Annotated in this window: 12 protein-coding genes; 9 read left to right on the top strand and 3 right to left on the bottom strand. The window is 33.3% G+C overall.

Translation table 11 applies throughout. The features are described from left to right. From Q0893_RS13230 to Q0893_RS13220, 3 genes are all read right to left on the bottom strand, one after another. The gene (locus tag Q0893_RS13230) at nucleotides 1-684 is read right to left on the bottom strand and encodes an ABC transporter ATP-binding protein (RefSeq protein WP_298903200.1); all 684 of its coding nucleotides are present in this window, start codon (nucleotides 682-684) and stop codon (nucleotides 1-3) included. Between the two features lie 75 nt (nucleotides 685-759). Next, nucleotides 760-1,530: an O-methyltransferase gene (locus tag Q0893_RS13225; protein WP_298903201.1), complete on the bottom strand. Its 771-nt coding sequence runs from the start codon at nucleotides 1,528-1,530 to the stop codon at nucleotides 760-762. A gap of 3 nt (nucleotides 1,531-1,533) precedes the next feature. Further along, nucleotides 1,534-3,402 (bottom strand): ABC-F family ATP-binding cassette domain-containing protein, encoded by a 1,869-nt coding sequence (locus Q0893_RS13220; RefSeq protein WP_299276357.1) that lies wholly within the window; start codon nucleotides 3,400-3,402, stop codon nucleotides 1,534-1,536. 103 nt (nucleotides 3,403-3,505) lie between these two features. Between Q0893_RS13220 and Q0893_RS13215 the strand changes: the two genes are divergently transcribed. Genes Q0893_RS13215 through Q0893_RS13175 form a run of 9 tightly spaced genes read left to right on the top strand, consistent with a single transcriptional unit; the run spans nucleotide 3,506 to nucleotide 13,765 of the window. After that, entirely contained in the window at nucleotides 3,506-4,297 is a 792-nt protein-coding gene (locus tag Q0893_RS13215) for a polysaccharide biosynthesis/export family protein (protein WP_298903205.1), read from the top strand. A 4-nt stretch (nucleotides 4,298-4,301) separates the two neighbouring features. Next, nucleotides 4,302-6,776, top strand: a complete 2,475-nt coding sequence (locus Q0893_RS13210; RefSeq protein ID WP_298903206.1) for a tyrosine-protein kinase family protein — start codon at nucleotides 4,302-4,304, stop codon at nucleotides 6,774-6,776. A 1-nt stretch (nucleotide 6,777) separates the two neighbouring features. Beyond that, entirely contained in the window at nucleotides 6,778-7,365 is a 588-nt protein-coding gene (locus Q0893_RS13205; protein WP_298903207.1) for a sugar transferase, read from the top strand. A gap of 2 nt (nucleotides 7,366-7,367) precedes the next feature. Then, complete coding sequence (locus tag Q0893_RS13200) at nucleotides 7,368-8,660, top strand: nucleotide sugar dehydrogenase (protein WP_298903208.1); 1,293 nt, start codon at nucleotides 7,368-7,370, stop codon at nucleotides 8,658-8,660. Further along, nucleotides 8,660-9,640, top strand: coding sequence for an SDR family oxidoreductase (locus Q0893_RS13195; protein WP_298903209.1), 981 nt, complete (start codon nucleotides 8,660-8,662; stop codon nucleotides 9,638-9,640). Before Q0893_RS13200 ends, Q0893_RS13195 begins: the two co-directional genes overlap by 1 nt. A 34-nt stretch (nucleotides 9,641-9,674) precedes the next feature. Continuing rightward, nucleotides 9,675-10,520: an ABC transporter permease gene (locus tag Q0893_RS13190; RefSeq protein WP_298903210.1), complete on the top strand. Its 846-nt coding sequence runs from the start codon at nucleotides 9,675-9,677 to the stop codon at nucleotides 10,518-10,520. A 7-nt stretch (nucleotides 10,521-10,527) separates the two neighbouring features. Continuing rightward, nucleotides 10,528-11,736 (top strand): ABC transporter ATP-binding protein, encoded by a 1,209-nt coding sequence (locus tag Q0893_RS13185; RefSeq protein WP_299276344.1) that lies wholly within the window; start codon nucleotides 10,528-10,530, stop codon nucleotides 11,734-11,736. Nucleotides 11,737-11,752: 16 nt separating this feature from the next. Continuing rightward, nucleotides 11,753-12,889, top strand: coding sequence for an FkbM family methyltransferase (locus Q0893_RS13180; RefSeq protein WP_299276341.1), 1,137 nt, complete (start codon nucleotides 11,753-11,755; stop codon nucleotides 12,887-12,889). 3 nt (nucleotides 12,890-12,892) lie between these two features. Continuing rightward, nucleotides 12,893-13,765, top strand: a complete 873-nt coding sequence (locus tag Q0893_RS13175; RefSeq protein ID WP_298903216.1) for a glycosyltransferase — start codon at nucleotides 12,893-12,895, stop codon at nucleotides 13,763-13,765. Nucleotides 13,766-13,942 lie beyond the last annotated feature (177 nt).

Genomic DNA, 13,942 nt, shown 5'->3' with positions numbered 1-13,942 from the left:
TTAGTTACGAGTATCGCTCTCTACTATGCCATCACGAAGCCTAATCACACGTTTAGCATGAGCAGCAATATCCTCTTCATGTGTTACCATAATTACGGTGTTGCCTGCTTGGTGAATTTCGTCAAACAAGGCCATGATTTCAAAACCTGTTTTAGAATCTAGGTTTCCTGTAGGCTCATCGGCCAAAATAATAGAAGGTTTGTTTACCAAAGCTCGGCCAACAGCTACACGCTGTCGTTGACCACCAGAAAGTTGATTTGGTTTGTGGTCCATACGATCGGCAAGACCTACATCTGTAAGCACTTCTTCTGCACGTTTGGTACGCTCAGATTTAGATTTCCCTGCATATACCATTGGCAATGCTACATTGTCTAAAGCCGTAGTTCTGGGTAATAAGTTAAAGGTTTGAAAAACGAAGCCAATTTCAGTATTTCTAATTTCGGCTAATTCGTCATCAGACATCTGACTTACATCATTTCCATTAAGTACATAAGAACCTGCCGTTGGTGTGTCTAAACAACCTAATAAGTTCATTAGTGTTGATTTTCCTGAACCTGAAGGTCCCATAATCGCTACATAATCACCTAGTTCGATATCGAGATTAATGCCTTTTAAAACATGAACGGTTTCTTGACCGAGTTGAAAATCACGAATAATGTCTCTAATTTCAATGACGTTTCCCATACTGGAATTTACTTTTAATTGATGTTTCTGCAAGATACAGATTTCAGTACATATGACGCAACAGATTAAATGTTGTTACAATCTAATGATGAAATTTTCTTTGGCTTGCTCTTTTCTGAAACTTACAAAACCCCAGAAAAAGGTGTCGATAGTTACTGTGACTTTTGGGTGATTCTGGATGCTTTTCCATGCATCTACCATGTCTTTAGACCAATGAATGTCATCAAAAATAAATATAGAATCGTTATTGGCTGTTTCGATTAATTCATGAAAATACCGCAATGTTGCTTCTTTATTATGATTACCATCGAAAAAAATGAGGTCGTAATTGTTGGTTTTAAGTTGCGGTAGTACAGTTTCAAACTCTCCTGTTTTAAGTGTTACATTAGTTATATTGGAGTTAGATAGTTGTTGCCTTGTAACTTCGGAAAGCGAAGGGCATCCTTCTATAGATACGACAGCATTTTTAGTATGTCCTAAGGCCATAGCATGTGTCGCTATACCCAGAGATGTTCCTAGTTCTAGTGTGTGTTGTGGTTTAATGTACTGCACCAATCTATATAGTAACTTAGCTCGTTTTAATGAAGTTCCAGAATTTTTAGCTATAGCCTTGATGGTTCTAGAATTTGATTTGAATACTCGCGAGCCAGACCCAAAATCTGTAATGGTAACTAGTTGCTTATTGTTTAGTAAAGATGTTTTGTAATTTGAAAGTTTCGAATAGGTTTTATACTTAGTCTTATCATAAAAACATTTGGTGACGAGATCATATACAAAAGGTGAATGCACACCATGCTGATTAGTAGATTTAAATAGGAATTTTATGTATTCAATAATTTGAAACATAGCTTAAGATTCAAATTTCTCAGATAACTCAAACCAACGCATTTCCTTTGTTTCGATATCGTCTATAATGACTTGAAGTTTTTGCGAAAGTTCATTGATTTTTTCTTGAGTTAAAGAAGTGTCATTAAATTGCTCTTCAAGCGCTTTTTTATCCAATTCTAAAGCCCTTATTTTACTTTCTAGATTTTTGTATTCTTTTTGCTCGTTGTAAGATAATTTTTGCGCTTTATTAGTATCTGCCTTTTTTTCTGAAGGAGCCGTTACTGTTTTTTCGGTAGGTGTTTGAGACGGTTGTGAAAGATCATACTCGCGATAATCTGAATAATTACCAGGGAAGTCCTGCACTTTTCCATCACCTTTAAACACAAAAAGATGATCTACAATTTTATCCATAAAATAGCGATCATGAGATACCACCAGAAGACATCCTGGGAAATCTAGCAAGAATTCTTCGAGAATATTTAAAGTAACGATGTCGAGATCATTAGTGGGTTCATCAAGAATTAGAAAATTAGGGTTTTGAATCAAAACAGTACATAAATACAAACGTTTTTGTTCACCACCACTTAGTTTTTCAACATAATCGTGTTGTTTCTTTCCGTCAAATAAAAATCGTTCTAAAAGCTGCTTGGCACTAATTTGTCGGCCTTTAGCCAGAGGGATAAACTCGCCAAATTCTTTAATAACATCAATGACTTTCTGTTGGGGTTTAATATTAATTCCACCTTGAGTATAGTAACCAAACTTCACAGTATCTCCAATAATGATTTTTCCTGTGTCTGGTTTGATGCTATGTGTTAGCATATTTAAAAATGTAGACTTTCCTGTTCCATTTTTTCCTATAATACCAATGCGCTCGCCACGTTTGAAAACGTATTCAAAGCCATCTAAAATAACCTTGTCTTCAAAAGATTTTGAGACATTATGAAACTCTACAATTTTACTTCCCAAGCGTTCCATATTAATTTCAAGTTGAATTTTATGGTCTTTTCTGCGTTGGTGTGCTCTTTTCTTGATGTCTGAAAAATCGTCAATACGAGATTTCGATTTTGTTGTTCGGGCTTTAGGCTGACGCCGCATCCATTCAAGCTCTTTTTTAAAGAGTTGTTTGGCTTTGCCTGTTTCAACCTGTTCTTGAGTAATACGCGCTTCTTTGTTTTCAAGGTAATACGAGTAGTTACCTTTGTAGGTGTATAATTTGCCGTGATCTAGTTCTATGATTTCGTTACAAACGCGCTCTAAGAAATAACGATCGTGAGTGACCATAAAAAGTGTAAACTGCGACTTAGCAAAGTAGTGTTCTAACCATTCGATCATTTCTAAATCCAAATGGTTAGTGGGTTCGTCTAAAACGAGTAAATCTGGATTGCTAATTAAGGCTTGAGCAAGTGCCAAACGTTTTATTTGCCCTCCCGACATGGTACTTATTTTCTGATTTAAATTATCGAGTTTAAGTTGTGATAAAATTTGTTTGAATTGAAGCTCAAATTCCCAAGCATTATGAATATCCATTTGTTCAAATGCTTTTTGGTAGGCCTCTATGCTCTCTGGATTTTGAAGCGCTTTTTCATAATTTTCAATGATTTTCAGCTGCGGAGAATCTGAATTGAAAATAGTATCATTTATGGTAAGATTGCTATTAAATTGAGGAGATTGGGATAAGAATGAAATACGCAATCCATTTCTCATAACAACTTGGCCAGAATCTGGCACATCTGCTCCTGATAAAATATTAAGAATTGAAGTTTTGCCGCTTCCATTTTTCGCAACGAAAGCAATTTTATCATCTTTATGAATGCTAAATGAGAGCTCTGAGAAGAGTTCTAATTCGCCATAAGATTTTGATATGTTTTCTACAGTAAGATAGTTCAAACTATTTTTTTTACAAAGAAAGCGATATTACTCAAAAAAACGATGAATTGTTTTGTTATTAATGGTGATAAGCTATATTTGTGAAGCAACAAGCAACTTTACAATGAATAGATTATTATTGCTTACAGGATTGTTACTGTGTATTGTATCAACATCCTGCGTTCCTTATAAGGATATTGTTTATCTTCAAGACAAAAACACACCCGCAGATTCTACTCAGGTAATGATTGAACAGCAAAAACCTTATCGTGTTCAAATTAATGACATTTTAAATATTAGAATTAAGGTATTAGACCAAGAGAATGTCACTATTTTTAACCCAGTAGGCGAAGGTAATTTAAATGCTTCTGGTGAAGAACGCGCATATTTTGACGGTTTCACAGTTGATGTTCACGGAAATATTAGAATTCCGGATTTAGGTAAATTTAATGTATTAGGTTATACTTATGAGGAAATTGAGAAGCTCATAAAAGACCGCTTGTTAGAAGAACAGTTTAAAGAAACAGCTAATATATTTATTACGGTTAAACTTTCAGGATTACGTTATACCGCTAGTGGTGAAATAGGAAACCCTGGTTCTCAGGTTGTTTATCAAGAACGTGTTAATATTTTTGAAGCCATTGCCAATGCGGGAGAAATACCCTTAACAGGTGATAAAAAAGATGTTCAGATTATTAGACAATATCCTCAAGGTCAAAAAATACATCATTTAGACCTTACCGATAGAAATGTGATGAAATCGCCTTACTATTATGTTCAACCCAATGATATTATCTATATAAAACCATTAAAGCAGAAAATTTTGGGTACTGGAACAACTGGTGTACAAACCATCACAACGGTGATTTCTGTGGTGTCTTTTTTAACAACATTTATTTTACTATTAAATAGATAGATTTATGTCATACGAAGATCAAAATATAGACGCTTCAGAACAAAACAGAACGAATTTTGATTTTAGAGGGTTTTTGTTCAAAGCCATCAATTTGTGGAAATTGGTGTTTTTGTGCATTGGAATAGCCTTAGTAACCGCATATTTTATAAATGTAAGAAAAGAGAATGTTTACAAGTTAAATTCTCTTATTTCTGTTGAGAGTGATCAAAATCCTTTTTTTACGGCTAATACAAGCATTTCCTTTAATTGGGGAGGTGTTTCAGGAAAAGTTGGTAAAATTATGACAGCCATAAATACTAGGCGTCATAATGAAAAGGTAGTAGATTCTCTTGAGTTTTATATGAATTATATGGTTCAAGGGAAATATAGAAAGATTGATATCTATAAAAAAGCGCCTTTTACTTTTGACATTGATCCCTCTAGAGGGCAGGTTTTAGGTCAACCTGTTGGAATTAGAATACTAAGTGATACAGATATTGAAGTATTCATGACGTTTGAAGGGTCTAGAAAACAAGTGCAGCGTTATGACGACAAACGGAAGTATAGCGTAAATGTTCCAACGGGAGAGTTTACAAAGAAATTTAAATTTGGTGACAGCATTGTACTGCCTTTTTTTAATGGTATAATTCAAAAGAAAAGAGGATTGAAAATTCCACCGGGATCAGAATATTATCTTCAGTTTTCAAATTTCGACAACATTGTATATAAATATCAAAAGGCGGTAAAAATAAATCCCTCCACTAGAGCGTCTTCTGTATTACAATTGGCTTTAACAGGGAATAATAAAGCCAAAATTGCCGATTATTTAAATGCTACGGCAGATATTTTAAGTAGAACCGAGTTAGAGCGAAAAAACCTTTATGCCACAAATACCATTAAATTTATTGATAGTAGTTTACGCGTAGTAGATGGTGATTTGAAAGATGTTACAGATCAAATGAATAATTTCAGAAAGGAAAACAAGGTGTTTAATATTAATGAGGAACTTACTAAAATTTCTGAAAAACTAAAAACGTTTGATGTCAAGAAAGAAGAAGAAAACTCTAAGTTAGATTATCTTAATTTTCTTGAAAACTATTTACAGACTAAAACCGATTATACTAAGATAGCTGCGCCGACTTCTGTTGGAATAGATGAAAGTAATATTCTTACAAGTGTATCAAAAATTGTGAGTCTTGCCAGTGACAGGCAAAAACTTGAGTATACAACGAAGGAAGGTTCAACTTTATTTAAAGATATCGACCGTCAAATTGATGGAGAACGCAAGGTATTGTTAGAAACGATAGATGCGACAAAAAGTTCTATAAATGTTCAACTTAATGGCATCAATAGAAACATAGCTAATTTAGAAGCCCAACTGTCTAATTTACCTGAAGATCAACAAGAGTATTTAAAGATTCAGAGACAATTAAATATAAGTCAGGAAGCCTACGATATTTATCAAGCAAAACGAGGTGAAGCAGCTATTGTAAAAGCGGCAAACGTGTCTGATATTGTGGTAATAGATGAAGCAAAAGATATTGGTAACACTCCAATTGGACCAAACAAGACCTTAAATTACATGATGGCTCTAATGGTTGGTTTTTTTTCACCAATGTTTTTAATCTTTATCATGTTTTTACTTGATAATACCATTCATGGATCTGATGAAATTGAACAGCTATCAAATATTCCAATTTTAGGTTTAATTGGAAAATATAACTATAAGAATAACTTAATTGTTTTTGAAAAGCCTAAATCAGCTGTAGCTGAGTCTTTTAGAGCTATTCGATCTAGTTTGCAGTTTATATATAAAAAACAAGGTAGTGATAAAGGCAAAACCTTAATGATTACCTCTTCAGTTAGTGGTGAAGGAAAAACGTTTTGTTCTATCAATATAGCAACAGTTTATGCACTATCTGGAAAGAAAACAATTTTATTAGGTTTAGATTTGCGTAAGCCAAAAATCTTTGGAGATTTCAATATCAATAATGATAAGGGAGTTGTTAATTATCTCATTGAAGAGAGTACTTTTGATGATGTGAAGTATACCACACACATCGATAATTTAGATATCGTTCCTTCCGGTCCCGTGCCTCCAAATCCTTCAGAATTACTTATGAGTGATAAAATGAAGGTTTTAATTGAGCGCCTTAGAGAAGATTATGATATGATTGTGTTGGATACACCTCCACTTGGTCTTGTTACAGATGCATTAGAGTTAACCCAATATGCCGATGCTTCAATATTTATGGTAAGACTTGATTATACAAAAAAAGGAATGCTGGCTCTTATTAATGCTAAACATCGTGCTGGTGAGGTTAAAAACATAAGTTTTGTGTTGAACTTTTATAAGCATAAAACCAATCATAATTATGGCTATGGTTACGGTTATGGTTACGGTTATGGCTATGGTTATGGTGTTTACGGAAATGCTTACCATCAAGATGATAAGCAAACATTATTTGGACGAGTGAAAAGATTTTTTAAGCGTTTTTAATGTGATAACAAAGTATCAACTAATACAGAAACGTATTTTCGATTTATTATTGTCACTACTACTTGCCCCAATTTTAGCCATACCTATCTTTATTTTGGTGATGATTTCAACTTTTGATACAAGACAGTTTGGTCTTTTCTTACAAACACGTGTAGGTCAAAATGGAAGGTTGTTTAAAATTTTTAAAATAAGAACATTAAAGCGCGAAGCACATGTGTTAGGACATTTAGATTTAAGTGCAACAACCTTTGGAAAGTTTTTAAGAGCTTATAAACTTGATGAACTACCTCAAATTTTTAACGTTTTAGCTGGGCATATGAGTTTTGTTGGGCCAAGACCAGATGTTGTTGGGTTTGCAGATGAATTGGAAGGCGATGACCGAATTATATTAAAAGTAAAACCTGGAATAACAGGACCTGCAACTATAAAATATAGAAACGAAGAAGATATCTTGTCACAACAATCAGACCCAGAAAATTACAATAGAACGATTATTTGGGCAGATAAGGTTGAAATCAATAAAAAATACGTGCAAAATTGGAGTTTTTATTTAGATTTGAACTTTATTATAAAATCGATAATTAATTGAGAATGAATAACAATAAGAAAATTACTATTCTGGGGTTAGGATATGTAGGATTACCATTAGCTGTTGAGTTTGCAAAAAAATATATGGTAGTTGGATTTGACATAAATGAAAAACGAATTTCAGAACTTAGAGAGGGAGTCGATAAAACATTAGAAGTAGAAAATGATCATTTAAAGACGGTATTATCAGATAGCTCCAATGCTGAAAAAGGATTGTTTATTTCAAATGATTCAAAGGATATAGAAGATTCTAATGTGTATATAGTTACAGTTCCTACGCCTACCGACGCATTAAATAAACCAATCTTTACACCGTTAGTAAAAGCAAGTGAAAGTGTAGGTAGCGTATTAAAAAAAGAAGATATTGTTATTTATGAATCTACGGTTTACCCAGGGGTTACTGAAGATATATGTGTACCAATTTTAGAAAAGCAGTCGGGATTAAAGTTTAACGAAGACTTTTATGCTGGATATTCTCCAGAACGAATTAATCCAGGAGATAAAAAACACACCGTTACTAAAATTCTTAAAGTGACTTCAGGTTCAACTCCTGAAATTGCTAAAGTTGTAGATGACCTATATAAGTCTATAATAATAGCTGGCACGCACTCTGCGCCATCAATTAAAGTAGCTGAAGCTGCAAAAGTTATTGAAAACTCTCAACGCGATATAAATATTGCCTTTATTAATGAGTTGGCAAAGATATTCAGGTTATTAGATATTGATACTAAGGCTGTGCTTGAGGCGGCAGGAACGAAATGGAACTTTATAAATTTCACACCTGGCTTGGTTGGAGGGCATTGTATTGGAGTAGACCCTTATTACCTGGCTCAAAAAGCTATTGAATCAGGATATAACCCTGAAATTATATTGGCAGGAAGGAAAATGAACGACAGTATGGGAGGATACGTTGCGCAAGAGACCGTGAAAATGATGATTAAGAAAGGAGCTCGAATTAAAGAGGCTAATGTACTCGTATTAGGAATTACCTTTAAGGAAAATTGTCCAGATATTAGAAACTCTAGAGTTGTTGATATCATTGATGAATTTGAAACGTATAATGTCAATGTTGATGTTTATGATCCATGGGCTTCTAAAGAAGAAGTGAGGCACGAATACGATTTCGAGTTGTTAGATGACGAGTCTCAATTAAAAACAGATTATGATGCCATCGTACTAGCGGTTTCACATAATGAGTTTTTAGAACTAGATTTAAGTAAACTTAAATCGGATATAGGCGTTATCTTTGACGTAAAATCACTATTACCTAAACATATTGTAGACGCTAGATTATAATGTACGATAACAAATACCATGTTGAAGACTTGAGTCAACTTTCATTTCTCATAACTGGAGGTGGCGGATTTATAGGATCTAATATTGTAGAATACCTTTTAAAATATAATGCGAAAAAAGTTCGTGTTTTAGACGATTTTTCAAATGGGCACAGAGAGAATCTTTTAGAATTTCATAGCAATCCAGCTTTTGAACTTATTGAAGGTGATATAAGGGATTTACAAATATGTAAAGATGCAATGAAAGGCATAGATTATGTGTCGCATCAAGCCGCATTAGGTTCTGTTCCTAGGTCTATAAATGATCCTGGAACAACCAACGCTGTAAATATATCAGGATTTCTAAATATGATGGTCGCATTAAAAGAATCATCTTCCGTAAAACGAATGGTTTATGCAGCGTCGAGTTCAACATATGGTGATAGTAAAGCCTTACCAAAAGTTGAAGATCAAATAGGTAATCCATTATCGCCTTACGCTGTTACAAAATATGTGAATGAGTTGTATGCAGATGTCTTTGGGAAAACCTATGATACCGATGTTGTAGGTTTGAGATATTTTAATGTCTTTGGGCCTAAACAAAGTCCTGATGGAGCTTATGCAGCAGTGATTCCATTGTTTATGCAGGCCTTAAAAGATGATAATTCTCCTAAAATTAATGGCAACGGTGAACAAACAAGAGATTTTACATTTGTAGATAACGCTGTCCAAGCCAACATACGTGGCTTTTTTGCTTCTGAAAAAGCCAAAAATGAAGTGTTTAATATTGCTTGTGGTGAGCGTATCTCAATCAATTATCTTTGGAATTCTTTAAAAGAAGCAGCAAACTCTAACGTAGAAGCTACCTATGGACCTCCACGCCAAGGTGATGTTAGAGATTCTTTAGCAGATATATCTAAGGCCAAAAGGTTGTTAGGATATGAGCCTCAATATACTGTTCGAGAAGGGTTGAAATTAACTTGGGATTATTTTAAACAATAATAATAATTAACGTAGTTTTACCAAACTGCTCAATATGGCGTTGGAAACTAAAATATATCAAAAGGAAAATAATAAAAGCATTTTTAAACTTTTGGGTGAAAGCCTAAAGGATACTTACCAATCACTTTTTTTAGCAAGACAGCTAGCTGTTAGAGATATAAAAGCGCAATATAGACAGTCTTATCTTGGTATTCTATGGGCGTTTATTACACCTTTAACCACAGCATTAGTTTGGATATTTTTAAATAGTTCAGGAACTATAAAACTAACAGATACTGGTATTTCATATGCATTCTATGCTTTTTCAGGCGCACTCATTTGGTCCATTCTTACAGAGGCTTTAAAATCGCCAATTACAAGTACGGTTGCTGCTAAATCGATAATGTCTAAAATTAATTTTCCAAAGGAAGCACTAATCGTTTCAGGCATTTTTAAAATGTTGTTTAATACGGCTATCAAAGTGATTATATTGGTCGTCTTTCTATTTGTTTTTAAAATAGAGCTTAGTTGGTCGTTGGCGTTTTTTCCATTAGTAATATTGGGGTTAGCTATTTTTGCAACTACAATTGGGTTGTTTATTACACCTTTGGGCTTATTGTATAAAGATGTGTCTAAGGCAATTCCTATTATATTACAGTTATTGATGTACATGACACCTGTGGTGTATGCAATTCCAAAAACAGGGATTATGAAAACAATTATGGAGGCTAATCCATTAACGCCTTTGGTACTAAATGCTAGAAATGTATTTGTAGGGCTGGAATTACAGTTTGTCGAGTACTCGCTATGGGTTATTGGTATTTCAGTTCCACTATTTTTTATTTCCTTAGTGTTTTATAGAGTGTCGATTCCAATTATTGTAGAACGAATGAGTGCTTAGTCAAATTATGGAAAAAGACCTTTTAATTCGAGTTGAAAATGTATCAAAAAAGTTCTGCAAAGACTTAAAACTAAGCCTTTGGTATGGAGTTAAAGATTTAGCTTCTAATTTATCTGGAAACAAGACTCAACGTAAATTGAGACCTAAGGAATTTTGGGCTGTAAAATCTATTAATTTTGAACTTCGTCGTGGAGAATGTTTAGGTTTAATTGGTCATAATGGAGCAGGTAAATCAACACTGTTAAAACTGTTAAATGGACTTATTCAACCCGATGAAGGTAAAATAACAATTAGAGGGCGCGTTGGAGCATTAATTGAACTCGGAGCTGGATTTAATCCGATCTTAACGGGACGAGAAAATATTTATAACAATGGCGCTGTTTTAGGATTTACAAAGGAAGAAATAGATTCTAAGATTGAAAAAATAATAGAATTTTCAGAAATCAGAGATTTTATAGACTCACCAGTTCAGAATTATAGTTCTGGTATGAAAGTGCGTTTAGGATTTGCAGTAGCAGCGCAAATGGAGCCTGATGTTTTAATTATTGATGAAGTTCTTGCTGTTGGGGATTTAGGATTTGTTTTAAAATGCTTTAAAACCATAGATGTCATGCTACCTAATACTGCAGTGGTATTTGTATCCCATAATATGCCTATGGTATCACGTATTTGCAACACTATTATCTTAATGGAAAGAGGCGAGGCGGTTTTTCAAGGAGAAGACGTTTCAAAAGGGATTGACTCTTACTACAATAAGTTCATGACAAGCGATGACTCAAACTTAGTTTATTCTGATGATACTGTAAGTTTAGTAAGTGCTTCTGTTGAAGGTGTTACTCCTGTTGATAGTGTATACAATGTGAAATGGGGTGCTTCCATAAGATTAAGTTTTAAATTAAAAAATATTGGGTTAAATAAAATGCCATATATTTCTTTGGCTGTTTATGATAAAGAACAGCGTGCTGTTGCCGAAATATATCCCGAAGGGCAAGATTTAAAATCTATTGAAAAAGATAGAGTAATTGGTTTTTCATTTTCACTCAAAAACCTATATTTATCCAAGGGTATTTATTATCTTACTTTTAATGCTTCTGAAGAGCCTTCTTTTAATATGTATTATAAAATACATAAGGCTATTACCATAAAGATTGAACATGATAAACAAATGTGGACACCATTTTTATTAGATTCAAAACTAATAAGTACAACTATTTAAACTATAGAACAACACTATGACATTTAAAGCGTCATTACAAAATAAAATCATTCAATCACTTCCTAATAATTATGGAATAGAAAATTATGATGAGTATAGGTTTGGAACCTATGATGCTACACTTAGAACTAAAGAGGAAAGGGTTTCGGAAAAAATAAAAAAGACTTTAAAGAAAAATGTAAAAAAACTAATCAAACATCGTTCTGGTTTTGAGCATTATGTTAAAAAAGCCGAAGAGATGACAGCTCCATACTTAAGAGAGTTTGAAAGCATGTGGTTGCATCTTAATCCAACGGATAAAGATGTTTTAATAAGCCTTTTGGCTTACAGAGTTATGGGTTGGCGTAAAGTAAAGCTTCCTAGAAATAATAAATCGTATTGGCAAGCCATTGAAACAGCTAAAACATTAGTAAATTATAACGATGTTTACGACCCTAATTTTATGCACTTCATGCTACATAAGTTTAATCTAAGAACTATTGATTATAATATTGATCTATATTTTTCCGAATCAAGAGTAGCTGTAGATTTTATCATAGAACAATACGCTTATAAACTAAAAGGGGAAACATTAATAGAAGCTCAAGAAGGAGATGTTGTACTTGATATAGGAGGCTGTTGGGGAGATACTGCCTTGTATTTTTCTGATAAGGTAGGTGCTAAAGGGAAAGTATTTTCTTTCGAGTTTATACCTGGAAATATAGAACTATTTAATATCAATATCAATTTTAATCCAGAACTTAAGTCTACCATAGAACTTATTGAGCAACCAGTGTCAAATTTGTCTGGAGATATGGTGTATTTTAAAGATCATGGACCAGGAAGTAAAGTTCAGTTTCAGCCATTTGAAGATCAAACAGGAACAACTAAAACGATCTCAATAGATGATTTTGTTAACTCAAAAAGTCTAGATACAGTAGACTTTATAAAAATGGATATTGAAGGTGCCGAGCCTGTAGCTTTAGAAGGAGCGATTGAAACTATTAAAAGATTTAGGCCTAAATTAGCTATTGCTATTTATCATAGCATGAATGATTTTGCAAAAATTCCTAATTGGATATTAGATTTAGATCTTGATTACGAGATACATATTGGACACTATACCATTCATGCGGAAGAAACGATTTGTTTTGCAAAACCTAAAGCCAGATAAAAGATGTTGCTTAGCGTAAGATTACAGTGTTATAACCACGCGATGTATCTAGAACAAGCGTTGCAAAGCATTTGTTCTCAAAACACTAATTTCCCTTTTGAAGTTGTTATTGGAGACGATTTTTCTACAGATGACTCTATAGCTATTATAAAAAAAACGATTGCCAAAAACACCAATAGTAATATTTCATTTTGCTTATTAGAGAGAACCCCTGGTGATGATTATTATACCCAAAGAAAAGCCAAAGGACGACTCTATAATTTTCTAGATATTGTACATCAATGTCAAGGCAAATATATTGCGCTATTAGATGGTGACGATTTTTGGACAGACCCACTAAAACTTCAGAAACAGGTCGATTTTTTAGAAGCGAATCATGATGTAAGTATCTCTTTTCATAAAGCTGAAATGTTAATCAATGGTAAAATTCAACCTCATAAAATCGATAAGGAATTTCTAAATACTCCTTTCGGTTATATCGAATTGTTGAAACATCATAACTTTATAATTTCGGCAAGTGTTGTCTTTAGAAAGCCAGATAACTTTATGTTGCCCGATTGGTTTTGTGATGTGCCTTTTGGTGATTTGGCGTTGTACAAATTGATTTCACAATCTGGTAAAATTATGGGGCTTAATACCTCAATGTGTGTGTATCGTGTTCATGATAAGGGCTTGTATTCTGGGATTAGTAAGATACAAACCAGACGAAGTTTTGTGGCTTTTTATAACACTATTTTTCCTTTTCTAAATACTCAAGAAAAAACGGTTGTAACTTCAAAAATTAAGGCAACTTTGTTAGAGATAGCTAAGCTAAAATACCCTAAAAATAGAGTGTTAAGAGTTTTATATTATTTGTATATCCGTTTAAAATTGTAATTAAAGTCCCATTTTAAAATATAAAACTAAATTTAATTAAGTTTATATATCTATGAAATTTTGATGTCAGAGCATTTAAAAGTTACTGTTTTAATGCCTGTTTATAATTGCGAAGACCATATCAAAGATGCAATAGGAAGTGTTGCCTTTAAAAGCCCCCTAAAATTAAAATGGTAT

This window comes from uncultured Psychroserpens sp. (genome assembly GCF_947494225.1).
Lineage (GTDB): Bacteria > Bacteroidota > Bacteroidia > Flavobacteriales > Flavobacteriaceae > Psychroserpens.
The sequence above is the reverse complement of the archived record's forward strand: the minus strand, read 5'-3'. Positions and strand labels throughout refer to the sequence as shown.